The sequence below is a fragment of the Pseudomonas cichorii genome (genome assembly GCF_003700275.1).
GTDB lineage: Bacteria > Pseudomonadota > Gammaproteobacteria > Pseudomonadales > Pseudomonadaceae > Aquipseudomonas > Aquipseudomonas cichorii_B.
In genome coordinates this window covers 121,317-148,092 of sequence record NZ_RBRE01000041.1, presented here as the reverse complement: position 1 = coordinate 148,092, position 26,776 = coordinate 121,317, and the positions used below count along the sequence as shown (strand labels likewise).

The 26,776-nt window shown below is 58.7% G+C and carries 25 protein-coding genes; 7 read left to right on the top strand and 18 right to left on the bottom strand.

Annotated elements, in window-relative coordinates; genetic code table 11:
• The 3 genes from ALQ04_RS11520 to mdoH form a co-directional block, all read left to right on the top strand.
• On the top strand, positions 1-211 hold a 211-nt coding region (locus tag ALQ04_RS11520; protein ID WP_183142155.1), incomplete at its 5' end, for a D-aminoacyl-tRNA deacylase.
• A gap of 257 nt (positions 212-468) precedes the next feature.
• Complete coding sequence (locus tag ALQ04_RS11515; protein ID WP_221033400.1) at positions 469-2,421, top strand: glucan biosynthesis protein; 1,953 nt, start codon at positions 469-471, stop codon at positions 2,419-2,421.
• On the top strand, positions 2,414-4,996 hold the full coding sequence (mdoH, locus tag ALQ04_RS11510) for a glucans biosynthesis glucosyltransferase MdoH (RefSeq protein WP_122315885.1): 2,583 nt from the start codon (positions 2,414-2,416) through the stop codon (positions 4,994-4,996). The genes ALQ04_RS11515 and mdoH overlap by 8 nt, the downstream gene beginning before the upstream one ends.
• Positions 4,997-5,067: 71 nt before the next feature.
• Here the strand turns inward: mdoH and ALQ04_RS11505 are convergent, their stop codons facing one another.
• The 11 genes from ALQ04_RS11505 to ubiE form a co-directional block, all read right to left on the bottom strand.
• Positions 5,068-7,011: a methyl-accepting chemotaxis protein gene (locus ALQ04_RS11505; RefSeq protein WP_122315884.1), complete on the bottom strand. Its 1,944-nt coding sequence runs from the start codon at positions 7,009-7,011 to the stop codon at positions 5,068-5,070.
• Positions 7,012-7,223: 212 nt separating this feature from the next.
• The gene (locus ALQ04_RS11500) at positions 7,224-9,083 is read right to left on the bottom strand and encodes a methyl-accepting chemotaxis protein (protein WP_409077253.1); all 1,860 of its coding nucleotides are present in this window, start codon (positions 9,081-9,083) and stop codon (positions 7,224-7,226) included.
• 147 nt (positions 9,084-9,230) lie between these two features.
• Positions 9,231-9,938, bottom strand: a complete 708-nt coding sequence (locus tag ALQ04_RS11495; RefSeq protein WP_122315882.1) for a 16S rRNA (uracil(1498)-N(3))-methyltransferase — start codon at positions 9,936-9,938, stop codon at positions 9,231-9,233.
• Positions 9,935-10,732, bottom strand: a complete 798-nt coding sequence (gene tatC / locus ALQ04_RS11490; RefSeq protein WP_122315881.1) for a twin-arginine translocase subunit TatC — start codon at positions 10,730-10,732, stop codon at positions 9,935-9,937. Before tatC ends, ALQ04_RS11495 begins: the two co-directional genes overlap by 4 nt.
• On the bottom strand, positions 10,729-11,163 hold the full coding sequence (gene tatB, locus ALQ04_RS11485; protein ID WP_122315880.1) for a Sec-independent protein translocase protein TatB: 435 nt from the start codon (positions 11,161-11,163) through the stop codon (positions 10,729-10,731). Before tatB ends, tatC begins: the two co-directional genes overlap by 4 nt.
• A 4-nt stretch (positions 11,164-11,167) precedes the next feature.
• A complete protein-coding gene (locus ALQ04_RS11480; protein ID WP_122315879.1) occupies positions 11,168-11,443 on the bottom strand; it encodes a twin-arginine translocase TatA/TatE family subunit in 276 nt (91 codons plus the stop codon).
• A gap of 38 nt (positions 11,444-11,481) precedes the next feature.
• Positions 11,482-11,814, bottom strand: coding sequence for a phosphoribosyl-ATP diphosphatase (locus ALQ04_RS11475; protein ID WP_122315878.1), 333 nt, complete (start codon positions 11,812-11,814; stop codon positions 11,482-11,484).
• A 2-nt stretch (positions 11,815-11,816) separates the two neighbouring features.
• The gene (gene hisI, locus ALQ04_RS11470; RefSeq protein WP_122315877.1) at positions 11,817-12,209 is read right to left on the bottom strand and encodes a phosphoribosyl-AMP cyclohydrolase; all 393 of its coding nucleotides are present in this window, start codon (positions 12,207-12,209) and stop codon (positions 11,817-11,819) included.
• 67 nt (positions 12,210-12,276) lie between these two features.
• Positions 12,277-13,896, bottom strand: a complete 1,620-nt coding sequence (gene ubiB, locus ALQ04_RS11465; RefSeq protein WP_122315876.1) for a ubiquinone biosynthesis regulatory protein kinase UbiB — start codon at positions 13,894-13,896, stop codon at positions 12,277-12,279.
• Positions 13,893-14,516, bottom strand: a complete 624-nt coding sequence (locus tag ALQ04_RS11460; protein WP_122315875.1) for an SCP2 domain-containing protein — start codon at positions 14,514-14,516, stop codon at positions 13,893-13,895. The genes ubiB and ALQ04_RS11460 overlap by 4 nt, the downstream gene beginning before the upstream one ends.
• On the bottom strand, positions 14,516-15,286 hold the full coding sequence (ubiE, locus tag ALQ04_RS11455) for a bifunctional demethylmenaquinone methyltransferase/2-methoxy-6-polyprenyl-1,4-benzoquinol methylase UbiE (RefSeq protein WP_122315891.1): 771 nt from the start codon (positions 15,284-15,286) through the stop codon (positions 14,516-14,518). The genes ALQ04_RS11460 and ubiE overlap by 1 nt, the downstream gene beginning before the upstream one ends.
• A 143-nt stretch (positions 15,287-15,429) precedes the next feature.
• Here ubiE and ALQ04_RS11450 point away from each other — a divergent pair, with 143 nt between their 5' ends.
• Complete coding sequence (locus ALQ04_RS11450) at positions 15,430-15,708, top strand: polyhydroxyalkanoic acid system family protein (protein ID WP_122315874.1); 279 nt, start codon at positions 15,430-15,432, stop codon at positions 15,706-15,708.
• A gap of 203 nt (positions 15,709-15,911) precedes the next feature.
• A complete protein-coding gene (locus ALQ04_RS11445; protein ID WP_122315873.1) occupies positions 15,912-16,811 on the top strand; it encodes a LysR family transcriptional regulator in 900 nt (299 codons plus the stop codon).
• Here ALQ04_RS11445 and ALQ04_RS11440 read toward each other — a convergent pair.
• A complete protein-coding gene (locus tag ALQ04_RS11440; protein ID WP_122315872.1) occupies positions 16,789-17,412 on the bottom strand; it encodes a LysE family translocator in 624 nt (207 codons plus the stop codon). The two genes, ALQ04_RS11445 and ALQ04_RS11440, sit on opposite strands and share 23 nt — an antisense overlap.
• Positions 17,413-17,871: 459 nt before the next feature.
• On the opposite strand from ALQ04_RS11440, the gene ALQ04_RS11435 reads away from it, so the two are divergent.
• Positions 17,872-18,345, top strand: coding sequence for a phasin family protein (locus tag ALQ04_RS11435; RefSeq protein WP_122315871.1), 474 nt, complete (start codon positions 17,872-17,874; stop codon positions 18,343-18,345).
• Between the two features lie 10 nt (positions 18,346-18,355).
• Positions 18,356-19,123 carry a phasin family protein gene (locus ALQ04_RS11430; RefSeq protein ID WP_122315870.1) on the top strand — a complete coding sequence of 256 codons (768 nt, stop codon included), beginning with the start codon at positions 18,356-18,358 and terminating at the stop codon, positions 19,121-19,123.
• A 44-nt stretch (positions 19,124-19,167) separates the two neighbouring features.
• On the opposite strand, the gene ALQ04_RS11425 is transcribed toward ALQ04_RS11430, so the two are convergent.
• The 6 genes from ALQ04_RS11425 to hslU all read right to left on the bottom strand — a co-directional run bounded on the left by ALQ04_RS11425 (position 19,168) and on the right by hslU (position 26,729).
• Positions 19,168-19,782: a TetR/AcrR family transcriptional regulator gene (locus ALQ04_RS11425; RefSeq protein WP_122315869.1), complete on the bottom strand. Its 615-nt coding sequence runs from the start codon at positions 19,780-19,782 to the stop codon at positions 19,168-19,170.
• Between the two features lie 192 nt (positions 19,783-19,974).
• A complete protein-coding gene (gene phaC / locus ALQ04_RS11420; RefSeq protein ID WP_122315868.1) occupies positions 19,975-21,660 on the bottom strand; it encodes a class II poly(R)-hydroxyalkanoic acid synthase in 1,686 nt (561 codons plus the stop codon).
• A 162-nt stretch (positions 21,661-21,822) separates the two neighbouring features.
• Positions 21,823-22,680: a poly(3-hydroxyalkanoate) depolymerase gene (gene phaZ / locus ALQ04_RS11415; protein ID WP_122315867.1), complete on the bottom strand. Its 858-nt coding sequence runs from the start codon at positions 22,678-22,680 to the stop codon at positions 21,823-21,825.
• Between the two features lie 149 nt (positions 22,681-22,829).
• Complete coding sequence (gene phaC, locus ALQ04_RS11410; RefSeq protein ID WP_122315866.1) at positions 22,830-24,509, bottom strand: class II poly(R)-hydroxyalkanoic acid synthase; 1,680 nt, start codon at positions 24,507-24,509, stop codon at positions 22,830-22,832.
• A gap of 418 nt (positions 24,510-24,927) precedes the next feature.
• Positions 24,928-25,305 carry a gamma-butyrobetaine hydroxylase-like domain-containing protein gene (locus tag ALQ04_RS11405; RefSeq protein WP_122315865.1) on the bottom strand — a complete coding sequence of 126 codons (378 nt, stop codon included), beginning with the start codon at positions 25,303-25,305 and terminating at the stop codon, positions 24,928-24,930.
• An 86-nt stretch (positions 25,306-25,391) separates the two neighbouring features.
• A complete protein-coding gene (hslU, locus tag ALQ04_RS11400; protein ID WP_122315864.1) occupies positions 25,392-26,729 on the bottom strand; it encodes an HslU--HslV peptidase ATPase subunit in 1,338 nt (445 codons plus the stop codon).
• Positions 26,730-26,776 lie beyond the last annotated feature (47 nt).

Sequence of the window (26,776 nt, the reverse complement as noted above, 5' to 3'; positions counted from 1 at the left end):
GGTCATTAGACCAGCTCATGCCGACACCAAAAGCGGCATGCGCCCGAGCTTTTCCAGGGCGGCTCCTCCGGCGTTGGGCGCTCAATTGTTCGATTATTTATTGGCACAGGCGAAGATCGCGCATCCGGTGGTTGCGGCGGGCCAATTTGGTGCGGACATGCAGGTACATTTAGTGAATGATGGCCCTGTGACATTTCTGCTGGATATCTGACAATACGAATTCTCTGCCTGCCCCGGATTTATTAGTCCTTCAGGTGAGAAATTCTTTGTCATACATGATGCGTTGTGACGCGGCCTACTGGATAATCGCGCGCTACGGGGATCAGCGAAAGTTGGTCCACTGGGTACTCAGAAGCGGGTTCTGACATTGATTGGGGAATCATTAAGCCCATTCGGAGTCGGAACAATGCTCGCCAACCCGGCATCTGATAGCTGGCCGTTGGTTTTTTCATCTGTTTTCGGCGAGGGTTGCTCGTGATTGTTAGTCCCTGTGATGCTCCAAAGACACCTGTCAAGCGGTTGCGTAGTGCGCTTTTGGCAAGCTCGGCTCTTGTCTGCCTGCTGGGTTCAGGCCAACTGTGGGCATTCAATCTTGATGATGTAGCGGTAAAGGCCAAGGAAATGGCCGGGCAGAAGTTCGAGGCTCCAAAGAGCAATCTGCCGACCGACCTGCGCGAAATGAAGTTCGCGGACTACCAGAAAATCCGCTTCCGTGAAGACAAGGCTGAGTGGGCGACTGACAAGACGCCGTTCAAGCTGTCGTTCTATCACCAGGGCATGCACTTCGACACGCCGGTCAAGATCAACGAAGTCACGGCTACCACCGTCGAAGAGATCAAGTACGACCCGGCTCGTTTCGAGTTCGGCGACATCAAGATCGATCCGAAAGCCACTGAAAAGCTTGGCTATGCGGGCTTCCGCGTCCTGTATCCGATCAACAAGGATGACAAGCAGGACGAAATCATGACCATGCTGGGCGCGAGCTACTTCCGCGTGATCGGCAAGGGGCAGGTCTACGGCTTGTCCGCACGTGGCATGGCGATCGATACCGCGCTGCCTTCCGGCGAAGAATTTCCACGCTTCAAGGAGTTCTGGATCGAGAAGCCGGGCCCGGACGATAACCATCTGGTGATCTTCGCCCTGCTTGATTCGCCGCGCGCCACCGGTGCCTACCAGTTGACCCTGCGTCCTGGTACCAACACCCTGGTCGACGTCAAGTCGCGCATGTTCCTGCGTGAAAACGTCACCAAGCTGGGCGTGGCTCCGCTGACCAGCATGTTCCTGTTCGGCGCCAACCAGCCGTCGCGTGTCCCCAACTATCGTCGTGAACTGCACGACTCCAGCGGTCTGTCTATCCAGGCAGCCAATGGCGAGTGGGTATGGCGTCCGCTGAACAACCCGAAACACCTGTCCGTCAGCAGCTTCTCGGTCGAGAACCCGCGTGGCTTCGGTCTGTTGCAACGTGGCCGTGATTTCAGCCAGTACGAAGACCTCGACGACCGTTACGACAAGCGTCCGAGTGCCTGGATCGAGCCTAAAGGCGACTGGGGCAAGGGCACCGTCGACCTGGTGGAAATCCCGACTGCCGACGAAACCAACGACAACATCGTTGCGTTCTGGAAACCTGACACCCTGGCAGCTCCGGGCGAGCCGATGGAGTTCAACTACCGTCTGCACTGGACCATGCAGGAAAACGCCATTCACTCGCCTGATCTGGGTTGGGTCAAGCAGACCCAGCGCTCCATCGGTGACGTAAGGCAGTCCAACCTGGTTCGTCAGCCGGACGGCAGCCTGGCATTCCTGGTCGACTTCGTCGGTCCGGTACTGGCCGCCTTGCCTGAAGACAAGACCATCCGCAGCCAGGTGACCACCGATGACAACGTCGAGCTGGTCGAGAACAACCTGCGCTACAACCCGGTCACCAAGGGCTATCGCCTGACCCTGCGGGTCAAGGTCAAGGACCGTAACAAGCCGACCGAGATGCGTGCCTACCTGCTGCGTGAAATTCCTGCCGAGCCGGGCAAGGAACCTGCGCTGCTTGTCGCTGACAAAGAAGACAAGAAGCCAGCGTCCAAGGAAGCTGCAAAGCCTGCAATCTCCAAGGAAGTTGCCAAGGCTGACGCCACCCTGGCCAAGGCCGATGCGCCGAAAGCCGATGCGGCAAAGGCTGGCGATGCCAAGCCAGAAGCTGCCAAGGCTGACGTAGCCAAGGCCGATCCAGCCAAGAAAGCCGAAGCAACCAAGGCCGACCCGGCGAAAGCTGATAAAGCCGACGTAGCCAAAGCCGACGTGGCCAAGGACGCTGACGGTAAAGAGATCAAGCAGCCTGAAGCCGAGGCAGCACCCACCCATCCAGAGCCGGCCAAGACCCTGCAAGTCATGACCGAGACCTGGAGCTACCAGTTGCCAAGCGATGAGTAATTCTCTACCTGTGCCAGAGTCTCTGAACGAGTACCTGGCGCACTTGCCAATGAGTGACGAGCAGCGGGCAGAACTTGCCAGCTGCAAGTCGTTCGCCGAATTGCATGAACGTCTTTCCGAGCAGTCGGTGAGCGACAAGGCCGAGGTCGCCCAGACTTCGGTCGGTCGTCGCCTGACGCTGTCGACCGCTGACGAGCTGCAGGACGCCGAGATGCTCGACGTCGATGCCAGTGGTCGCATTCGTCTCAAGGCAACGCCGCCGATCCGCCGCACCAAGGTGGTTCCCGAGCCTTGGCGCACCAATATTCTGGTGCGTGGCTGGCGCCGCCTGACCGGCAAGACCAATCCGCCCAAGCCCGATCACAGCGACTTGCCTCGTGATCTGCCCAAGGCGCGCTGGCGTACCGTCGGTTCGATTCGTCGCTACATTCTGCTGGTGCTGATGCTTGGCCAGACCATTGTGGCTGGCTGGTACATGAAAGGCATTCTGCCGTATCAAGGCTGGTCGCTGGTTTCGCTGGATGAAATCACTCGCCAGACCTTCGTGCAGACTGCCTTGCAGGTGCTGCCGTACGCCTTGCAGACCAGCATCCTGTTGCTGTTCGGGATTCTGTTCTGCTGGGTTTCGGCCGGTTTCTGGACCGCGCTGATGGGCTTTCTCGAATTGCTCACCGGCCGCGACAAGTACCGGATTTCCGGTGCCAGTGCCGGTAACGAGCCAATCGAAGCCGGTGCCCGCACCGCTCTGGTCATGCCGATCTGTAACGAAGACGTACCCCGGGTGTTTGCCGGTCTGCGCGCGACGTTCGAGTCGGTTGCCGCTACCGGTGACCTGGACCGCTTCGACTTCTTCGTGCTCAGCGATACCAATGACCCTGATATCGCGGTTGCCGAGCAGCAAGCCTGGCTTGACGTCTGCCGCGAAACCGGTGGTTTCGGCAAGATCTTCTATCGTCGTCGCCGCCGTCGCGTAAAACGCAAGAGCGGTAACCTCGATGACTTCTGCCGTCGCTGGGGTGGTGATTACCGCTACATGGTCGTGCTCGATGCCGACAGTGTCATGAGCGGCGAATGCCTGACCAGTCTGGTACGCCTGATGGAGGCTACGCCGGACGCCGGTATCATCCAGACTGCGCCACGTGCCTCGGGCATGGACACGTTGTATGCCCGCATGCAGCAGTTCGCGACCCGCGTCTATGGTCCGCTGTTCACCGCCGGTCTGCACTTCTGGCAACTGGGTGAATCCCATTACTGGGGTCACAACGCGATCATCCGCATGAAACCCTTCATCGAGCACTGCGCCCTGGCGCCGTTGCCGGGCAAGGGCGCGTTTGCCGGTGCGATTCTTTCCCACGACTTCGTCGAAGCCGCGCTCATGCGCCGTGCCGGCTGGGGCGTGTGGATTGCCTACGACCTGCCGGGCAGTTACGAAGAGTTGCCGCCCAACCTGCTGGACGAACTCAAGCGTGACCGCCGCTGGTGCCACGGCAACCTGATGAACTTCAGGCTGTTCCTGGTCAAGGGCATGCACCCGGTTCACCGTGCGGTGTTCCTGACCGGCGTGATGTCTTATCTGTCGGCGCCGCTCTGGTTCTTCTTCCTGGTGCTGTCCACCGCCTTGCTGGCTGTGAACACGCTGATGGAGCCGACCTACTTCCTTGAACCGCGTCAGCTGTATCCGCTGTGGCCACAATGGCACCCGGAAAAAGCCGTCGCACTGTTCTCGACCACCATCGTCCTGCTGTTCCTGCCCAAGCTGCTCAGTGTGATTCTGATCTGGGCCAAGGGCGCCACAGGATTTGGCGGCAAGTTCAAGGTTACGGTTTCGATGCTGCTGGAAATGCTGTTCTCGGTGCTGCTGGCGCCGGTGCGCATGCTGTTCCATACCCGTTTCGTCCTGGCAGCGTTCCTCGGCTGGGCGGCGACCTGGAACTCCCCACAGCGTGACGACGACTCCACGCCATGGATCGAAGCGATCAAGCGTCATGGTCCGCAGACGTTGCTGGGTGCCTGCTGGGCATTGCTGGTAGCCTGGTTGAACCCAAGCTTCCTGTGGTGGCTGGCGCCGATCGTGGTGTCGCTGATGCTGTCGATTCCGGTGTCGGTGATTTCCAGCCGTACCAAGCTGGGACTCAAGGCCCGTGACGAAAGCTTCTTCCTGATTCCGGAAGAGTACGACACGCCACAGGAACTGCTTTCCACCGACCAGTACACCCACGAGAACCGTTGGCATGCGCTGAAGGAAGGCTTCATCCGTGCGGTCGTCGATCCTCGGCAGAACGCCCTGGCCTGTTCGTTGGCGACTTCCCGTCACCGTCTGGCGCGGCCTGTCGAAGAGGTTCGTCATGAGCGCGTCGAGCACGCCCTCAAGGTTGGCCCTGAAAAACTCTGCAACCATGATCGTCTGATGCTGCTGAGCGACCCGGTTGCCCTGGCTCGTCTGCACGAGCAGGTCTGGACTGCAGGTCACCCTGAGTGGCTGGCGGCATGGCGGGCTTCGATCGAAGCTGATCCACATGCGCCCCTGCTGCCACTGCAGCCGGTCAAGCATGTGCAAGAGCCGGTGTTGGTGTAAGCCTGCTTTTCGCGAATGAATTCGCTCCCGCACTCCCTGTGCAGGAGCGGATTCATCCCGAAAGCGTTCCTCTAATTCACCCGAAATCTCCCCACCAATTCCCTCAGGTGTGTGCCCAGTCGGGCCAGTTCAACGCTTGAGGCTGCGGTTTCGTCGCTCGCTGCAGCGGTCTGCTCCGAAATATTACTGACCCTCAATACATTGCTGTTGATCTGCTCGGCGACCGCGCTCTGTTCTTCGCTGGCCGTTGCGATCTGTTGGTTCATGTCCTGAATGGTCGCTACCGTGCGGGTAATCTGCTCCAGTGCACAACCTGCCTTGCGACTCAGGTCGACGCTGCTGTCGGTCAGGCTGCGGCTGGAGTCCAGGGTCGTGGCGACCTGTTGGGTGCCGTTCTGCAAGGCCGCTATCAGCTCCTCGATTTCTTCCGTGGATTCCTGGGTGCGTTGCGCCAGGCCGCGCACTTCGTCGGCGACCACTGCAAACCCGCGTCCGGCTTCGCCGGCTCGCGCCGCCTCGATGGCTGCATTCAGGGCCAGCAGGTTGGTTTGCTGGGAAACCGACTTGATCACATCAAGAACCCCGACAATCTTGCCGCTTTCCAGCTTGAGCCGATTCATGGCCTGGGTTGAGTTGGCAACTTCGCTGGCCAGTTGCTCGATCTGGTTGATGGCCTCGCTTACCACCCGATCACCGTCCCGCGCCTGTTGATCGGCATTGACGGCTGCCTGAGAGGCTTGCTGTGCGCTACGTGCGACCTCCTGCACCGTGGCGGCCATCTGATTCATGGCCGTGGCGACCTGATCGGTCTCTTCCTTCTGGCTGTTGACTCCGACGCAGGTCTGTTCGGTCACCGCCGAGAGCTGTTCGGCGGCACTGGCGATCTGGGTAACCCCATCGCCAATGCCGCTCACCAGAGCGCGCAGGCTGATGGTCATGGCTTGCATGCTGTCCTGCAACTGGCCCATTTCGTCCTGGCGCCGGCTCTCCAGATCCTTGCTCAGGTCGCCTTTTGCTATGCGTCCTGCCGCGATCAGGATCTGTTGCAGGGGACGCGTGATCTGTTGCGTCATGGCCCAGGCGGCCAACAGCCCGATGAGCAAGGCCAGCCCGGCCACACTGGTCAGCAGGCTTCGCGAGCCCGCGGCTTCGACTTCGCGCTGAGTGCTTTGCAGGCTGATCAATCGGGCAACCAGATCCAGCATCGAATCGCCCAGGGCTTCCATGTTTTCCTGAAGGGCCTCGACTTTGATCTGGATATCCTTGAATCGGGTCAGTTGCTCTCGATAGCGCTGTAATGCTTCGCTGGCTGGCTTGAGCCCCTGAATGTTTTCATTGGCCTGATCCTGGGATATCTGCTGGATTTCCTTGAACGCTTCGTCAATGGCGGCGATGGCGGCTGCTTCGTCGGCCTCCTTGTTGGTAAAGGTATAGGCCTGGACCTGATAGCGAGCAATCTGGATCTGCTGCTTGAGTTGAGAAATATTGGTGAATTCATCCAGCCGCTCGCTGTTGTCCTGCTCCTGACTTACCGCCTTGAGTACTTCGCTTTCGACCTGCGCCACAGCCTGTACGGCCTGTTCCGACTGCTGGTCCAGCTCAGTGCGGGTCTTGTCATGGGCCTTGCGATCAAGGCCAAGGTCGCTGAAGGTCTTTTCCATGCGGCTGACGATCTGGCTCTGCTCATCGAGCAGGGCCAGGCTCCTGGCGTCATCGCTTGCCCGGCGCAGGGTCACCAGATGCGCTTCAAGCTCATTGAGCCTTTCTACCACTCTGTCAGCGTTTTGCTGAGTGTTCTCCGCACGGAAAATGATCCGCTCTGCCCGCAGGTCCTTGGTCAGGCTGCTGAGCTGGCCGATGGAGGAAAGCGACTCGGAGCGCTCGATCATGGTGTCCAGACCGTGCCAGCCGGTCAGTGTGATGGCGAGAGTCAGTGAGAGAACCAGGCCGAAGCCCAGCGACAGTTTGAGTTTGACGCTCATGTTATCGAGCGAGTGATTGATCCATCGAAACATCGGACTTCTCCTGCGATAAGCGAACAAAGGCAGACCCTGAGCGTTACAGGGCATGCGTCATGAGCGCATCGGCAGGAGAGGTGTATCGCACGACCTGAAGAGGTCGTAGGAGATTTCCGGGTAAGGCTTGAGAGTGAAGCGAGTCACGCTTGAGCAGTCAATAACGCCCAGGGGGAGTGCGGAAGCGGTGCCGGGCACCGCTTCCGTTGACATCAGATGGTGAAGCGACCCACCAACACTTGCAGATGATTGCCCAGACGCGCCAGCTCAACGCTGGAAGCGGCGGTTTCTTCGCTGGCGGCCGAAGTCTGCTCGGAAACATCGCGTACGTTGAGGACGCTGCGATTGATCTCTTCGGCAGTAGCGCTTTGCTGCTCGGCGGCGGCAGCGATCTGCTGGTTCATCGACTGGATCGCCGAAACGGTCTGGGTGATGTTTTCCAGCGAGGTGCCGGCACGGCGCGTAAGATCCACGCTGCTGACGGTCAGGTCACGGCTGCTGTCCATGATGCTCGAAGCCTGCTGGGTGCCGCTTTGCAGGCGGGCGATCAGCGCTTCGATTTCCTCGGTGGACTTCTGGGTGCGTTGCGCCAGGCTACGCACTTCGTCGGCCACGACCGCAAAGCCACGACCGGCTTCGCCTGCGCGGGCTGCTTCGATGGCGGCGTTGAGTGCCAGCAGGTTGGTCTGCTCGGCTACCGACTTGATCACATCCAGTACGCTGCCGATCTTGTCGCTTTCCAGCTTGAGCGCGCCCATGGCTTCGGTGGAGTTGCCCACCGCCGATGCCAGACGTTCGATCTGGGAGATTGCTTCTTTCACCACACGCTCGCCTTCACGGGCTTGCTGGTCGGCGGCTACGGCAGCTTCCGAGGCTTCCTCGGCGTTGCGTGCGACTTCCTGCACGGTGGCCGTCATTTCGTGCATGGCGGTGGCGACCTGATCGGTCTCGACCTTCTGGCTGTTGACCCCGGCGCTGGTCTGCTCGGTGACCGCCGACAGCTCTTCGGCGGCGCTGGCTATCTGTGTCACGCCATCGCGGATACCGCCGATCAATTCGCGCAACGCAACGGTCATGCGCTGAATGCTGCCTTGCAGCCTGCCCAGTTCGTCGCTGCGATCGATCACCAGGTTCTGGCTCAGATCGCCAGATGCCACGCGCTCGACCACGGAAAGTGTCTGTTGCAGCGGTACGGTGATCTGGCGAGTGATGACCCAGGCCGCAAGAATGCCGAAGACCAGTGCCAGAGCGGTGGCAATCGCGATCATCATGACCGCATGTTCGCTTTCCTGATCGCGACTGGCAGTCTGCGCGTCGATCATTTGATCGCTGACGGCCAGCATTTTAATGCCCAGCTCGGTCATTTTCTCCAGCGCGACCTTGCTCGCTGCCTGCGCGTCACGGTACTGCCCCACTGCTGCACGATAACCCTTGAGGCCGACGATGGCCTGCTGCAGGGCCGGCAGGTAGGACGAGGAAATATCGCCTGCCAGGGTATTGATGCCGGTCATCGCTTCGTCGATGGCAGCATTGGCGTTTTTCTCGAATTCAGCCCGGCCACTGTAGGTGTAGCCGCGGACCTGGAAGCGTGCCTGCTGGATCTGCTTGCTGGCGCCGACGATATTGTTGAAGGCCAGGATATTGTCGGCCTTGAGCAACTCGGCTTCGAGCTTGCTGACTTCTGCAACGGCCTTGTCGGCATTGTCGCCCATCAGGCTGCGGGTGCCTTCACGGGTTTCGATGGCCTTGGTCATCTCGGCAAAGGCCTGGCGGTACTCGCTGGCGCTCTGGATCTGGGAATCGAGACGCTTGATGTTCTCGGCAGACCTGAGCAGCGATCTGGCGGTCTTGAGTGCGGCGTCCAGCTTGTCGAGGTTTGCCACTACAGCGGTTGCGGTTTCGGAGTTGTACAGTGCTTCGTAGCGCATGCGGTTGATGCGCAACTCAAGCGTCAGGACGTTGACATCAGTGATGGCTGAAACCCTGTCACCCCGAGAAATCAGGCTCTGGGTGCTGAACCAGGCAGTCGCCGTAATCATCAAGGTCAATATCAGGACCAGGCCGAAGCCCATCGCCAATTTCAGACTTACACCCGCATTAGCGAGACTTCGAGCGAACCAGCGATGCATGACAACTCCTCAATATCTATTTCTATAGATCTGCTTTTACATCGGCTGGGAATTGCAGAACTGAAGCGATTGAGTCGACAAAAAGACGGCTCAGAACAGGCGGGCCAGCAGGGCGGTCACGGCAGTTTCGACTCGCAGGATCCGTTCGCCGAGTTGCACCGGTTGCAACCCGGACTTGCCCAGCAAGTCGATTTCATAAGGAATCCAGCCACCTTCGGGGCCGATTGCCAGGGTGACCTGCTGGTCAACGGCACGTGGGCAGGCAGGGAACTGGCCCGGATGGCCGACCAGCCCCAGCGTGTTGTGCGCCAGTTGCGGCAGGCGGTCTTCGACGAACGGCTTGAAGCGCTTTTCGATCACGATTTCCGGCAGGACGCTGTCGCGTGCCTGCTCCAGCCCCAGAATCAACTGCTCACGAATGGCTTCGGGCTCCAGGAATGGCGTCTGCCAGAAGCTTTTTTCCACTCGGTAGCTGTTGAGCAGGATGACTTTCGGCACGCCCATGGTCGCGACCGTCTGAAATACCCGGCGCAGCATCTTGGGGCGGGGCAGGGCCAGCACCAGGGTCAAGGGCAGCTTGGCCGGAGGCGCGCTGTCCAGGCTGATACGCAGTTCGGCTTCGCGAGGTTCGAGACGAATCAGCTCGGCAGTGCCCAGCAGACCGTTGACCCGGCCGACACGCAGGCTGTCGCCGACTTCTGCGCGATGCACCTCTTGCATGTGAGTGAGGCGACGGTCGCGCAGGACGACCCGGTCGGCCGCAATGAAGTCGGCCTCTTCGAGCAGCAGCAGGTTCACGGCATTGTCGCAGGCGGCTGGTCTTGCTTGTCAGCGTCTTCGGTCTGGTCGTCCGGATGTTCGCCGCGTTTCCTGATCATCGAACTGCACAGGATGCCCAGCTCGAACAGCAGCCACATGGGCACGGCGAGCAAGGTCTGCGAGAAGATGTCCGGCGGGGTGAGGATCATGCCGACCACGAAGCAGCCGATGATCACGTAGGGACGAATCTTTTTCAGGTATTTGACGTCGACGATGCCGATCCACACCAGCAACACCACGGCCACCGGAATCTCGAAGGCCACGCCAAAGGCGAAGAACAGCGTCATGACGAAGTCCAGGTAGCTGGCGATGTCGGTCATCATCGACACGCCTTCCGGAGTCACGCTGGCGAAGAAGTGGAAAATCAGCGGGAAGACCAGGAAGTAGGCGAACGCCATGCCGGCATAGAACAGGATGATGCTCGATATCAGCAATGGCACGGCCACGCGCTTCTCATGCTTGTACAGACCCGGCGCAATGAAGCCCCAGATCTGGTGCAGGATCACCGGCATGGACAGGAACAGCGCCACCATCATGGTCAGCTTGAACGGCGTGATGAACGGCGAGGCCACGTCCGTGGCGATCATCGTTGCGCCTTCAGGCAGGTAAACCCGCAGCGGAGCGGAAACCAGGGTGTAGATCTTCTGCGTGAAGTAGAACAGGCCGGCAAAAATCAGGAACACCGCTGCAACACAGCGCAGCAGGCGTGTACGCAATTCTGTGAGGTGCGAGACCAGCGGCATTTGCTGATCGTTTTCCGGAATATCGCTCATGGGGCTCGTGGGGGCAGTGACGAATCGTGGGCGGAAGGCGACGTGGCCGGTAGCGGAGAAACCGCCGGTTTAGGGCGTTTTTCCAGAGACAGCGTGGTCTTGGGGGCCGGCTCGGCCGGGCCGATTTCCTGGGCTGGTGCGGCTTGCGGTTCGTTCTGCTGCTCGACGACAGGTTCCGGGTCCTGGTGAGGCGAGAAGATCTTTCTCGCTTCTTCTTCCAGGGACAGAATGTGTTCGTTGTGCAGTTGCCGACGAATTTCGTCGGCACCGATTTCACGTTCAACTTCCTGTTTGATCGCATTGAAGCTGCGCTTCAACCGGCCGATCCACAGACCGGCGGTGCGCGCCGCGCCCGGCAAGCGCTCTGGGCCCAGCACCAGCAAGGCCACCAGACCCACGAGCAGCAGTTCAGAGAAGCTGATACCGAACATTGGCTTAAACCTGGTCTTTGCGGGTCGGCTCTTCGACCTTGTGTGCCTGCCCATCAATGGTGTGCGGCTGGTTCAGCGGCGAAGCCTGAGGTGCTGCCTGGGCCTGCTGCGGTTGAGCGCCAGGTTGCTCGGCCGGTTTTTCGTCGTCGTTCATGGCCTTGCGAAAGCCCTTGATCGATTCGCCGATATCGCTACCCAGCCCCTTGAGTTTCTTGGTGCCGAACACCAGCACGACAACGATCAGAATGACGACCCAGTGTTTCCAGTCAAAAATACCCATGAAGCATTCCTCGTAGAAAATTCAAATCCGAAAGACGGTTAGTCCGCCGTGCGTGCGGCTTTTTCATCATGCCCGGACAGCCCGAAACGGCGATCCAGTTCATCGAGCACGGCCTGTGGATGCTGACCCAGCGCGGCAAGCATCACCATGCTGTGAAACCAGAGGTCAGCGGTTTCGTAGATGACATCGCTGCAATCGCCGCTGACGGCGGCATCCTTGGCGGCGATGATGGTTTCGACCGATTCTTCACCGATCTTTTCCAGAATCTTGTTCAAACCCTTGTGGTACAGGCTGGCGACATACGAGCTATCGGCAGCGGCGTCCTTGCGCGATTCCAGCACCTGGGCCAGACGTGACAAGGTATCAGTCATGTTCAGTGTCCTGCGTGATAAATGGCATCCGGGTCCTTGAGCACCGCGTCGACCGTTTTCCAGCCCGAGTTTTCATAGACCCGGTAGAAGCAGCTCTCGCGTCCGGTATGGCAGGCAATGCCACCGATCTGCTCGACCATCAGGATGATGACGTCGGCGTCGCAATCCAGGCGCAGTTCATGCAGATGCTGAACGTGACCGGACTCTTCTCCCTTGCGCCACAGTTTGCCACGCGAACGCGACCAATATATTGCACGGTTCTCGGTTGCGGTCAGGCTCAGGGCCTCGCGATTCATCCAGGCCATCATCAGCACGCGGCCAGTCTTGTGATCCTGAGCGATCGCAGGCACCAGACCGTCGCTGTCCCACTTAATCTCGTCCAGCCAGTCTTTCATAACTACTCCGGCAGCCGGGTTTCTATCCCGGCGGGTTGAACAGTGTGCCAGTCACATGCGTTGCTGGCTATCGGCGAACGATCAGATACAGCCCGGCCACCAGCATGATTCCAACCGGCCACGCGGTTAGCGTCAACAGTGGCAGCCCGGCTGCACTCAGCGCCCAGACCTGCACCGCGCCACCACTCAACAGCGCCGCGCCCAGCAGGCGCAAGGCCCAGCCATCGGAGCGCTCGCGCCACGGCGGTGGCGGGTCATTGGCATGAGGTTTTGACATGCGTTCCAGCAGGTCGCGGGTCATGCCTGCAATATGCGGTAATTGTTCTACCTGGGTCTGCAGGTTCTGCATCAGGGTCTTGGGGCTGACCCGCTCACGCATCCAGCGTTCCAGAAACGGTTGGGCAGTGGTCCAGAGATCCAGGTCCGGGTACAACTGACGGCCCAGGCCTTCGATATTGAGCAGGGTCTTTTGCAGCAGAACCAGTTGCGGCTGGACTTCCATATTGAAGCGGCGCGCGGTCTGGAACAGACGCATCAGCACCTGACCGAAGGAAATGTCCTTGAGCGGCTTCTCGAAAATCGGTTCGCAAACGGTACGAATCGCGGCTTCAAACTCATTGAGCTTGGTTTCGGCGGGGACCCAGCCTGAATCGATGTGCAGTTGTGCCACCCGACGATAATCGCGCTTGAAGAAGGCAAACAGGTTACGGGCCAGATAATCCTGATCCTGCGGTGTCAGGCTGCCGACGATGCCGCAGTCGATGGCGATGTATTGCGGGCGCCAAGGGTTGACCGTGCTGACGAAAATATTGCCCGGGTGCATGTCGGCGTGGAAGAAACTGTCGCGGAACACCTGGGTGAAAAAGATCTCCACGCCGCGCTCGGCCAGCAGCTTCATGTCGGTGCGCTGGTCTGCCAGGGTGGCCAGGTCGGTGACCTGCACCCCGTAGATGCGCTCCATGACCAGCACCTTGGGCCGGCACCAGTCCCAGTAGACCTGCGGCACGTACAGCAGCTCGGAACCTTCAAAGTTGCGTCGCAACTGGCTGGAGTTGGCCGCTTCACGCAGCAGGTCCAGTTCGTCGTAGATGGTCTTTTCGTAGTCGCTGACCACCTGAACCGGATGCAGCAGGCGGGCGTCGGCAGACAGGCGCTCGGCAGTGCGCGCCAGAATGAACAGCCATGCCAGGTCCTGGCCGATGATGGGCTTGAGGCCGGGACGGACCACCTTGACCACCACTTCTTCGCCGGTCTTCAGGCGTGCGGCATGTACCTGAGCCACGGAAGCCGAAGCCAGCGGTGTCTCGTCGAAGCGGCTGAACACTTCACTGATTCTTGCGCCCAGTTGCTCTTCGATCAGCTTCACGGCCAGTTGCTGATCGAACGGCGGTACGCGGTCCTGCAACAGCATCAGTTCGTCGGCAATATCTTCGGGCAGCAAATCGCGGCGGGTCGAAAGCAACTGGCCGAACTTGATGAAGATCGGCCCAAGGTCCTGCAGCGCCAGGCGCAGGCGGGCGCCCCGGCTCAGCTCCGAAGCCTTGCGCGGCAACCAGCGCCATGGCAGGACAAAGCGCACGGCCAGCATCCACCACGGCAGCGGCAGGGCGAAGAGCAAGTCATCGAGACGATAGCGGATCACGACACGTTGAATGCGGAACAGACGGCGGACGGCAAGCAGCTTCATGCGTTATCGCTGGAATTGAGGGATTGGGCGAGACGCGCAAAGCGTGCCTCAAGGCGTTCCAGATCCATTTTGATCTGATCGAGTTCGGCAAAACGTGCTTCGGCCTCATGTTTGCCGACCAGAGTGCGCGATTCCTCACTCAGGTAATCGGCCACATTCTGGCTGAGAGTGGCGACGTTATCACGGGTCCAGCGTGCGCGGCTGCGCAGATGACCACTGAGCAACTGGCTGGCAACCGGCCCGAGCCAGCGGGAGAGTTCATATTCCCAGTCCAACTCCAGGTCCTGCAGGATGCCGACCAGCTCCAGCAATACTGCGCTGTCACCGTCCAGTTCGACCTCGGGGCCATGCAGCACTGCGGTCTTGTCCTGACTCAGGGCCAGACGCAACAGACTGCTTGCCGGCGCGCGCAGGATGCAGTCGGCATCGGCGGCCCAGTCGGCTGCCAGCAACAGGCCTTCATCGCTGGGCAGGATGAACAGTTGCAGGGCCGGATCGCGGCAATCGATAGCGATGATCTTGCCGGTCAGCCCGGCAAGGCGAGGTGCTGCCGTGCTGTCCATGCGCAGCACGCGATTGATGCCGTGCTCGACGCTGGCGAGCAGACCCCGAAGCAGCATCAGGGCTTGATACCGCGGTGCAGGGCGACGATGCCTGAAGTCATGTTGTGGTAGGTCACGCGGTCGAAACCGGCTTCTACCATCATCGACTTGAGGGTTTCCTGATCCGGGTGCATGCGGATCGACTCTGCCAGATAGCGATAGCTTTCCGAGTCGTTGGTCACCAGCTTGCCCATGAACGGCATGAACGCGAACGAGTAAGCGTCGTAGGCCTTGGACATCAGCTTGTTGGTCGGCTTGGAGAACTCCAGCACCAGCAGACGGCCACCGGGCTTGAGCACGCGCAGCATCGAGCGAATGGCATCTTCCTTGTGGGTCACGTTACGCAGGCCGAAGGCGATGGTTACGCAATCAAAATGATTGTCGGGGAACGGCAGCTTCTCGGCGTCGGCCTGGACGAACTCGACATTGCCCGAGATGCCCAGATCCAGCAGGCGGTCGCGACCGACCTTGAGCATCGAGGCGTTGATGTCTGCCAGGACCACGTGGCCGGTCGGACCGACCAGATTCGAGAACTTGCGGGTCAGGTCGCCCGTACCGCCGGCGATGTCCAGCACCCGATTGCCGGTGCGGACCCCGGAAAGCTCAATGGCGAAACGCTTCCACAGCCGGTGCATGCCACCGGACAGCAGGTCGTTCATCAAGTCGTACTTGGCCGCTACGGAGTGGAAAACCTCAGCGACTTTCTCTGCCTTCTGGCTTTCCGGCACGTTTTTGTAGCCGAAGTGAGTGGTGGGTTCGGTATCGCTACCTTTGCGCTGATCGTTCATATCGCTGCCGCCGGAATAGAATGCGGACATTCTAATCGCCAGGGCCGGCTTTGTCTTGACAAGGCTCATTGCCAAGGCTTTCTTCGGCATGAGTGGCTGTTATAGTTGCGCCGCGATTTATCCGACAGAAAAGGAACTCTCCAATGGCGAAAATAACTGTTGAACGCCCGCACACTCTGGGCCGTGACAAGGCGCGGGAGAGGGCTGAGCAACTGGTCGAGAAACTGGCTGAAAAATACGGCCTGGCTCACGAGTGGGTCGGCGATACCGTCAAGCTCGAAGGCAAGGGCGCCAAGGGCAAGGTTGAGGTGGAAGACACGCTTATCCGGATCAGCATTGAGCTGAACTTCATCCTCTCGGCCATGAGTGGCTCGATCAAGTCCGAAGTGGAGCGAGTGCTGGACAAGGCGCTGGTTGCCTGAAATCTGTGCTGGCTGCGCTCGACAAGGTAAATGGATTGAGGCCCTTGGTTTGCTGAGACAGGATGCTCTTTATGGGCACCTCAGTGCCATCGCGTAGCCTCAGATTACTGTCGGCAGTCGAGGAGAGCAGGGCAATTGTCGGCAGGCTCAACCTCTCATGGGCGATGGTGGCCAATCGGATATGCCGATGAGATGAAAAATAGATGATTGAAGATATACGCTATCTGATCGTATTCGCGAAAATTGCCGAGGTAGGTTCGATCTCGGGTGGAGCGGAAGCTTTGAAGCTTACGACCGCGACGGCAAGCCTGCACCTTTCCAGGCTAGAGAGAAACTTGGGATGCGCACTTCTTTATCGCAATACCCGAAAGCTATCGTTGACCCATGACGGTGCCAGCCTCCTTGAAACGGCCAAGTCCATGCTTGAGCTCTACGAGAAGGGGGTGATCGAATTCAAGCAGCGCTCTATATCGACCCGTAACAATCTGCGAATTTCCATTCCTGCCGTTTTCATCAACAGTGAATTCACTCAGCACATCGCTGCATTCATTAGAGAGCACCCAGACGTCTGCCTGAGCATTTCCTGCAGCGACAGTCGCAACGATATTATTGCCGAGGGCATTGATGTTGCATTTCGTATTGGCGAGTTGCCGGACAGTTCGCTGAAGGCTCGCCATCTCTTTCTCCTGCCGCGCCGGGTAATTGCGGCCAGGGAGTTTCTTGCTGAGTATGAACCGGTCAGGCATCCCCGGGATCTGGAGGGAATGAGATGGATTGGCCTCACTATGCGCCCGAACACAAGGCGGTTTCGTCATGAGGGCAGCGGTGAGGAGGTCGATATCAAGTACTCGCCTTATCTACGGGTAGACAGCGTGGAGGCTTCCTACCGGTTAGCCCAGCTCAAGGTCGGGTTTGCGGCGCCGCCTAATTACCTCAGCGACGACGGCATCCGCCGTAACGAAATTGTCGCTGTCCTGCCTGAATGGACGCTTGAGCCGCTGAAGGTCTACGCCGTCTGGCCTGCGAATATCTCCACCAGCAGCATCGCCTATACCCTCATCAACGTTATCTATGACTCGCTTAATTCCCGGTCACTGGGTTAGTGGCAAAGAATTGCAGATAAAGCATGTAGCAGGCAGTCGCTATTAACATGCCGCCCATCGTCAGGTTGAAGATACGAATGCGTAGAGCGTTGCTGAGAAGGATCGAGACACGTTCTCCCAATACTGCCCAGGCGGCTAATGACAGGTAACAGACCGCGAAGTAAATCGCCACGAAAGTGATCAGTGGTGTATGCGTATGTGGGCTGGAGAATAATGCGGCACCGGAGGCGCAGGCGATCCAGGCCTTGGGGTTCAGCCATTGGAGCAGGAAGCCTTGCGCAAAGCTGGGTATATCAGTCTTCCCAATCGCCAGTTCCGGATGCGAAGAGGCAATTTTGTAGCCTACATAAATGATGAATGTCGAGCCGACAATCCCCAGATACTCAAAGAATACGGGGTAGCTCTCGATTATCTTGAGGAACCAGAAGCCGACAAATACCAGTAATAAGGTAAAGCCGATAGTTGCCCCGGATACAAATGGAAAAGTCCGCCAGAAACCATGGTTGGCACCTGACGCTACTATCACCATATTCACCGGCCCGGGTGATATGGACATGCTCAGCGAGAACATGCTCATAGCGAAAATCAGCGCAAGCTCCATTTGTTTTCTCCGTATAGCGCAACTGACAGTCCGGAAACCAACTCCAGCTTCAGTCGTCTCGTTGTCTTGATAAAGGCATCCCTCGGAGGTCAGGACGATACAGGGAACAAACGTTGCGCATTAACTGGGTATCGTCTAAAGCTGATTTTGATTTTTTACGCATGTGTGCACCTGCGTTGTAGGCGTATGGCGCTGAGATCGATTCACTTGTTTTTGGAGCTGTATATTTCTAAAGCGTTGGTAATTTTGATTGTTAGAAGCCGATGTAGAGAAACGCGGCGGGTACGCCAATGAACGGGAGCAACCATCTCGTTACCTTTTTCGGTTTTTTTCGCATCGCCTCACCTCTCCTCGAAAAATCTGTGCCGAGCCTAGGGTGTGCATTCTAATTTTTCTCCGTACTTTTGAGTCATCCCCCTGAAAAGGGCGTTCCTTGAACTTTCGAGAATGAGGTGCACCATGGCCAAGACTACCCTGAAGAAAAAAGTTGAAGACGATCAGGCAACAGCGTTTTCCGAAGTGAAACTGTATGCCCGCAAGATCTGGCTGGCTGGCCTGGGCGCTTACGCCAAGGCCAATCAGGAAGGTACCGAGTACGTCAGAGAGCTGATCAAGACTGGCGAAAAAGTGCAGAAAGACGCCAAGAAGGTCGTGGATGAGAAGCTTGAAGCGGCCAACAGCGAAATCGATTCGATCAAGGGCGAAGTTTCAGGCGTCAAGGGCCGGGTCGAGGCGCAGCTCGACAAGATCGAAAGCGCCTTTGACCGCCGTGTTGCCAAGGGCTTGAACCGCATTGGCATTCCATCTAAACACGATGTCGAGACACTCTCTGCTAAGCTCGATGAGCTGACGGCATTGCTGGAACGTGTCGGGCCTAAAAAGCTCGAACGTGCTGAGCCCAAAAAGCTCGAACGTACCGAGCATGAACAATAAGGAGAGCAGGATGGCTGGCAAGAAAAAAGTTGAAAAAGAAGGCAGCTCCTGGATTGGCGAGGTTGAAAAATACTCTCGCCAGATCTGGCTGGCTGGTTTGGGCGCTTACTCCAAGATCAGCAATGACGGCAGTAAGCTATTTGAAACACTGGTAAAAGACGGCGAAAAGGCCGAGAAGCAGACCAAGGTAGAAGCCGAGAAGCAACTCGACACTGCCAAGGATACTGCGAAGGCGGCCAAGTCCCGTGTCGGTGACGTCAAGGACCTTGCACTGGGCAAATGGAATGAACTCGAAGGCGCGTTCGACAAGCGTCTGAACAGTGCCATTTCGCGCCTGGGTGTGCCGAGTCGTAACGAAGTGCAGGCACTGCACAGCAAGGTCGATCAACTGACTCGTCAGATCGAGCAACTGACCGGTGCCAAGGCCAAGCCGGTTGCATCCCGTGCGACGGCCCCTAAAAGCACCGCAAAACCACTGGTCAAGGCTGCAGCGAAAACTGTAGAAAAGACTGCGGACAAGGTTGCGAGCAAAACTGCAGCGGCTAAACCTGCTGTCAAGAAAGCCGCCGCCAAGCCGGTCGATGCAGCAAACAAGGCAGCTACCGCCACGGCTAACAAGGCCAAGTCGGCAGCCAAGCCCGCTGCACCGAAAAAACCTGCTGCCCGCAAACCCGCAGCCAAACCTGCGGCCAAGCCGGCAGCCTCGGCAGCACCTGCGGCTTCTCCAGCAGCGCCTTCGACGCCACCTGCGCCGACGCCGCCAGCCAGTCAGGGCTGATCACAGGTTGTAAGCTCCAGCCCGGCCTGTTCGACAGGTCGGGTTCACCTGCTCAAATACTGCATGGCCATCTCTTCGGCCGCTTGCCTCGATGTCGGCACCAGATGCGGTGTAACGAGCATCATGATCTGGTAGACCACCACTCGTACCTCGCCTTCGCGACCCAGAATGCGCTGATAATCCAGTGAGAACAGCAGGTTCATGGTGATCTGTTCCACCAGTTGCCCCAGTGCCTGGGTTTCGCTGACCAGTTGCCCCTGAGCCTTGAGGCGCGCCAGCAACGAGGCCAGCGTGCGCTTGAGCGAGTTGAGCAGGTTGCGAATGCCACGGGCCAGTTTGGGCAGGCGACCGGCGAGGTTGGACAGGTCCTGAAACAGGAACCGGTAGTGCGCCAGCCGCTCAACGATCAAATGCAGGAACAGCCAGTAGTCTTCGGCATTCAGGCGGGCGTCGGCGGGTGGATCGAGCAGTGGGCCCAGCTCGGCCTGGAAACGCTCGAACAGTCCCATCACCAATGGCTCCTTGCCATGGAAATGGTAGTAGAGATTGCCGGGGCTGATGCCCAGTTCGTTGGCGATTTCCAGGGTGGAAACATTGGGTTCGCCCTGCTGATTGAACAGCGTCAGGGCACATTCAAGTATGCGGTCGCGGGTTTTCATCCAGTCTTCTTGTTTGGGGATGTGGGCGGTTTCTGGCTGTTAACCTCATTAATCCTGTAGGAGCGAATTCATTCGCGAGAGGCTTGTTCGCGAATGAATTCGCTCCTACGGCTGTGTATTTTTTGCTTGTAATGAAGCTGTCGCGAGCAAGCGCCCTCTCACAGGATGAGCGCAATCGGTATCTACTGCCTTTCAACGCACATGCACATAGGTTCCCGGCGCTGCTTCCATTGCCGGGTAATTGGCGTTGCCCAGCTCTATGCGAGTTTCGTGCTGGGTACCGGAGTGCTCTTGAATCCATTTCAGCCAGGTTGGCCACCAGCTGCCGTCATGGTGTTTGGCATCGTAATACCAGGCCCGTGGGTCGCTGCTGAGCGTGCTGTTCTCGACGAAGTTGGCTTTCGGGTTGCCCGGTGGATTGAGGATGCTTTGCACATGCCCGCTGTTGGCGAGCAGAAAGCGCCGCTCGCCGCCCAGCAACAGTGTGGAGCGATACACCGAATCCCAGGGCGTGATGTGGTCGTTGATGCCGGCAATGCTGAAGCTGTCCACCGTGACTTTTTGCAGGTCGATGGGCGTACCGCAGACTTCCAGGCCGCCCGCATGGCTGAGCGGGTTGTGCTTGAAGAAATCCAGCAGGTCGCCATGCAGCGCGGCAGTCAGGCGCGTGGTGTCGTTGTTCCAGTACAGGATGTCGAACGGTGGCGGCGCCTTGCCCAGCAGGTAATTGTTGATCCAGTAGCTCCAGATCAGGTCGTTGGGACGCATCCAGGCAAAGATCCGGCTCATGTCGCTGCCGTCCAGCACGCCACGTTGATACGAGCGGCGTTTGGCCGCTTCAAGCGCTTCTTCGTCGATGAACAGAGTGGCCGGGCTTTCTATCTGGCTGTCCATCAGACTGACCATGTAGGTGGCGCTGGCGACCCGGCGGATCTGGCGCTTGGCCTGTAAATGGCCTTGCAGGGCGGCGATGGTCAGGCCACCGGCGCAGGCTCCCAGCAGATTGACCTCGCGGGCACCGGTAATCGCCCGGCAGACGTTCATGGCTTCTTCGGTGGCTTCGACGTAGCTGGAAAGCCCCCATTCGCGATGCCGGACATCGGGGTTGCGCCAACTGATGGCAAAGGTCTGCAGGCCGTTCTTCAGGGCGTACTGCACAAAGCTGTTGGCGGGGCTGAGGTCGAAGATATAGAACTTGTTGATCTGCGGCGGCACGATCAGCAATGGCCGCGAGTATTGCTTTTCACTCATCGGCTTGTACTGGATCAGCTCCAGCAGATCATTGCGAAACACCACGGAGCCGGCAGTGGTGGCGACCGTACGACCGATCTCGAAGGCATCCTTGGTGGTCTGGCTGGGCAGGCCATTGTTGTGCAGCAGGTCGTCGGCCATGTGACCCAGGCCCTTGAGCAGGCTGCTGCCACCGGAGTTGAAAAGCTCTTTGACGGCCAGCGGGTTGAGCAGGGTGTTGGACGGTGACAGCGCATCGTTGATCAGCGAGAAGAGAAAATGCGCCCTGGCCCGGTCATCCTTGGACAGGTCGCTTTCATCGATCCACTGCTTGATCTGGTGCTGCCAGCTCAGATAAGCCTGCAAGCCACGGCGGTACAGTGGGTTGAGGCTCCAGGTCGGGTCCGCAAAGCGGCTGTCGCGCGGGTTGGGGGTGTGAGGCATTTCTCCCAGCAACATCACCCGGCCCAGCTGGTTGCCCAGCGCCAGGGCATGCCGGGCACTACGAAGGGGATGTTTCCAGCCTTGGGAGGCCACGCTGCGCAGCGTATGCAGCAGGTCACGGCCGCGCAGGCCGGTAATGGCGCTTTGCGCATTTATGAACGTTGCCGGTGTGGTATTGGCAACCTTCGCTGATTTGTCTCGCATGAGGGCAACACTCCTTCGTCAAGCCATCAACCAATGGACTGACGCAGGCCCGGTGCCGGCGGCTTGCGTCGTTCTGCGCTGTACGACACTCCGGTCCGGGCGCAGTCGGTGAAGCGAATTACTCTCGAAGCTTTCCTGTTTGCTTGAGTACCACAGGTCGAATCAGTGCCCCTTGGGGGGCGTGGGCTGTGGATGCATGACAGCGCGTTGGCGCTCCTGCTGCAGAAAACTCATGATGATGGGGGCCACTGCTTCGGCCCTTGTGATGAGAAACAAATGACCGTCATCGATTATGTGTAGCTGGGCATTGGGTATACGCCAAGCCAGCAGGCGCATATTTACCAGCGGAATCAGCGGATCGTCGTCGCCGGCCAGTACCAGCGTCGGCTGATGGATCTTGTGCAGCCAGTGGATGCTGGTCCAGCCCATGCCTGCGAACAGTTGCCAGTAGTAACCCAGCTTGCCGGACGAACGCACCTTGGCCGCATGGTTGGCGGCCAGATGCGGATCGCGGCGGAACGCCCCGCCATAGATTTCCGGCGCAATGCGGATGACATGGGACGGCTGGATGTAACGACGCGGGCTGGCCATCAACCACAGCACACGGGGCTTGCCCGGCACCATGACCATGCCTGCGGCGGTCGCGGCCAGTACCAGTTTCCTGCAGCGTTCCGGGTAGTCGTGGGCGAACTGCTGGGCCAGCGCTCCGCCCCATGACACGCCAATCGCATTGACCTGGCCGTAATCCAGATAGTCGAGCATGCGTGCGGCCAGCTTGGCCAGACCGGGGAAACGATAGGGGCGACTGGGCGTCGAGGAGCCGCCAACACCCGGTACGTCGAAGGCAATGACTTCCAGGTCCGGGTCCAGGGCGTCGACAAACGGAAACACCAACTCAAGGTTGGCGCCGATGCCATTGAACACCAGCAAGGGGGTCAGATGACTCTTGCCGGGTCGCACTGCGGTGCGAATGGTATGACCGTCCAGATCGATGGAGCGGAAAACAAACGGTTGAGGCATACGCTAAGCCCTGTTGGTTAAACCGCTGGGAAAGCCGTCCTGCGCTTTTACCAGATCGACCGAGGTGTGCCGGTCATGTTTGCGTAACCCATGCTGCCGGTACTTCCGTCCTGGACCCGGCAGCGTGCATTCGCTTGTATTCCATCAGCCTAGCGTTCGTGAACGTATGTACCGGGTGAAGCTTCGCTTGCGGGGTAGGCCTTGTTGCCGAGGGTCGTCGGAGCCTTTTTCAGTTTGCCTGAGCGTTCGGTCTTCCAGGCTTGCCAGTGCAGCCACCAGGAGTCGGTATGCTTGGTACCGTTTTCCTGCCAGGCCGAGGGTTCGGCAGGCAGCTCGGTGTTGGTCATGTAACGAGACTTGGGGTTGCCCGGCGGGTTGAGAATGCTCTGGATATGCCCGCTGCTGGACAGTACGAACTCGGTCTTGCCGCCAAACAGCCGTGCCGACTTGTAGCATGAGCCCCAGGGCGTGATGTGGTCGTTGGTGCCCGCCAGACAGAACACATCGCTGGTGACCTGCTTCAGATCGATCGGCGTGCCACAGACTTCCAGCGCATTGGGGCGGGTCAGCGGGTTGTTCTTGAACATCTCGATCAGATCGCCATGAAAGGCGGCTGGCAGGCGAGTGGTGTCGTTGTTCCAGAACAGGATGTCGAATACTGGCGGTTCGTTACCCAACAGGTAATTGTTGACCCAGTAGTTCCAGATCAGATCGTTGGGACGCATCCAGGCAAATACCTTGGCCATGTCGCGGCCTTCCAGCACGCCGGCCTGATAGGAATGACGCTTGGCCGTTTCCAGTGTCTGCTCATCGACGAACAGGGCTACTTCGGTGTCCAGCGTGGTATCCAGCACGCTGACCAGCAGCGTCAGGGCATGCACCTTCTGTTCGCCCAGAGCGGCGTAATGGCCCAGCAAGGCGGTGCAGGTAATGCCACCCGAGCAGGCGCCGAGCATGTTGATGTCTTTGCTGCCGGTGATGGCCGTGACCACGTCGACGGCTTCCTTTAGCGCTTCGATGTAGGTCGACAGCCCCCATTCACGTTGCGCCTTGGTCGGGTTGCGCCAACTGATGATGAAGGTCTGCACATTACTGCGCAGGCAGAAACGCGCCAGGCTCTTCTCCGGGCTCAGGTCGAAGACATAGAACTTGTTGATCTGCGGCGGCACCACCAGCAATGGCCGTTCATGCACCTGCTCGGTGATGGGCTTGTACTGGATCAGCTCCAGCACTTCGTTGCGAAACACCACCGAACCTTCGGTGGTGCCCAGGTTCTTGCCGACCTCAAAGGCATCCATGTTGACCTGGCTCGGCATGCCGCCGTTGTGCACCAGATCCTTGGCCATGTGCGACAGACCATCGAGCACGCTTTTACCGCCAGTCTCGAAGAACCGTTTGACCGCTGCCGGGTTGGCGGCAGTATTGGTCGGCGACATGGCTTCGGTCATCAGGTTGATCACAAAATGACCACGGCTGATGTCCTGAGGCGTGAGGTTGCTGCCGTCGATCCAGTCATGCAGCTCCTTGCGCCAGGCCAGGTAAGTCTGCAGATAACGACGGTACAACGGATTCTGGCTCCAGGCCGGATCCGCAAAGCGTCTGTCGTCGGCGGCCGGCTGCAGCGCAGACTTGCCGAACATCACGTTCTTGATTTCAACACCCAGATGGGCGACATGTTTGAGGCTGTGAAACGGTTGCTTGATTGCCTGGCGCAGAACCATGCGAGCGGTGGTCAATAAATCCTTGCGGCGCAAGCCAACCACCGGGTTCAGACCCAAGGTGTGTTCAGAGGCATGCTGCTGCAGGTCATCGTTGTTCTTGCTACTCATCTACGACGCTCCATTGTCCTGAGACGAGTACTGACTTTCCCTGTGAACCAGTGACACAGGCGAGTCGCCAGTACTACTGCTCGTGTGACCGATGATGGCTTGGCAGCCAATTCCCGGGGTTGATGCAAGCTACCGCGAAGGCGCCTGAACAGCTGCGCTTCGTGTGACCACTGCTTTGCATACTGCTTATTCGCGCATCGACGGGATGCAGGGAATCTACCAAAGTCATTGGTTACGCGAGATTTCAAAAAATCGCAAGCAGCGTCAGTCATTGACCGCTGCGCGGAACATTGAAACAAAACAGATTAGAAAGCGCTTCCTAATACGTCAAACGGCAGGCTAGAGCTTGTTGGAGGCGAGAGGCACTTTTGTAGGCGGCGGAAAAAACTGACGAGCGTGTGTCAGCGTTTTTCAGTGGTTAAAGCATAAGCCGGATGACTTGCTCGGAAGGGTCGCGGGATTTGCCGGCCTTTTGCAGCTCCAGCAAGTAATCCTCCCACAAGGATTCCTGGCGCTTGGACAGCTCATGGAGATAGTCCCAGGTGAACAACCCACTGTCGTGGCCATCATCGAAGGTCAGTTTAAGTGCGTATTGCCCGGCAGGTTCGATTTTGCTCAGGCCGACCCCCAGCTTGCCGAATTGCAGGATCGGCTTGCCATGGCCCTGCACCTCGGCAGAAGGCGAGTGGACCCGCAGAAACTCCGCAGGCAAATGATAAACCTCGTCCGGCCCGTACTTGAGCGTCAGGGTTTTGGAAGCTTTGTGTAGCTCGATGGCGGTGGGCATAGGTGACATAGAGGGGAGCCTCAAGCTTTAAGCTGCGAGCTTCAAGTGAAGAAGCTACAAGCAGCTTGGCGCTTGCAGCTTCCCACGTGCAGCTATTACAAGATATACCGCGACAGGTCTTCGTCGTTGGCCAACTCGCCCAGGTGGCTGTTGACGTAGTCGGCGTCGATCAGGATCGGCGCTGCATCCGGGCTGCTGGCCATGTCGCCGGCGCTGAACGACAGCTCTTCAAGCAGGCGTTCGAGCAGGGTGTGCAGACGGCGGGCGCCGATGTTTTCGGTCTTCTCGTTGACCTGCCAGGCAATCTCGGCCAGACGCTTGATGCCGTCAGGCTGAAATTCGATGCCCAGGCCTTCGGTCTTGAGCAGTTCGCGGTATTGCTCGGTCAGCGAAGCATGCGGCTCGCTGAGGATGCGCTCGAAATCCTGAGGCGTGAGGGCCTTGAGTTCGACACGAATCGGCAGACGGCCTTGCAGCTCGGGCACCAGATCGCTCGGCTTGCTCAGATGGAACGCACCCGAAGCGATGAACAGGATGTGGTCGGTCTTGACCATGCCCAGCTTGGTATTCACGGTGCAGCCTTCGATCAGCGGCAGCAGGTCGCGCTGGACGCCTTCACGGGAGACATCGACACCGCTGGAGTTGCCGCGCTTGGCAACCTTGTCGATTTCGTCGATGAACACGATACCGTGCTGCTCGACGGCTTCCAGTGCCTTGACCTTCAACTCTTCGTCGTTGACCAGGCGGCTGGCTTCTTCGTCGCGCACCAGCTTGAGCGCTTCCTTGACCTTGAGCTTGCGGCTTTTCTTCTTGCCCTTGCCCATGTTGGCGAACAGGCTTTGCAGCTGGTTGGTCATTTCTTCCATGCCCGGTGGCGCGGAAATGTCGACACCAACGGTTTCGTTGACTTCGATCTCGATTTCCTTGTCATCCAGCTGGCCTTCACGCAGGCGCTTGCGGAACAGCTGGCGGGTATTGGAATCGCTGGCCGATACCGGCTCTTCGCTGAAACCGGTACGAGCCGGTGGCAGCAAGGCATCCAGGATGCGGTCTTCGGCAGCGTCTTCGGCGCGATGACGAACCTTGACGATTTCCTGCTCGCGCAGCAGCTTGATGGCGGCGTCGGCCAGATCACGGATGATCGACTCCACGTCACGGCCGACATAGCCCACTTCGGTGAATTTGGTGGCTTCGACCTTCAGGAACGGCGCGTTGGCCAGTTTTGCCAGGCGACGGGCGATTTCGGTCTTGCCGACGCCGGTCGGGCCGATCATCAGAATGTTCTTGGGGGTTACTTCAACACGCAGTTCTTCAGGCAACTGCATCCGGCGCCAGCGGTTGCGCAGTGCAATGGCAACGGCGCGCTTTGCATCGTCCTGGCCGATGATATGGCGATTGAGTTCGTGGACGATTTCACGGGGAGTCATGGACATGGTAATTGATGGTCCTCGGGCAGAAAAAAGTCGACAGGTTGCGGGTC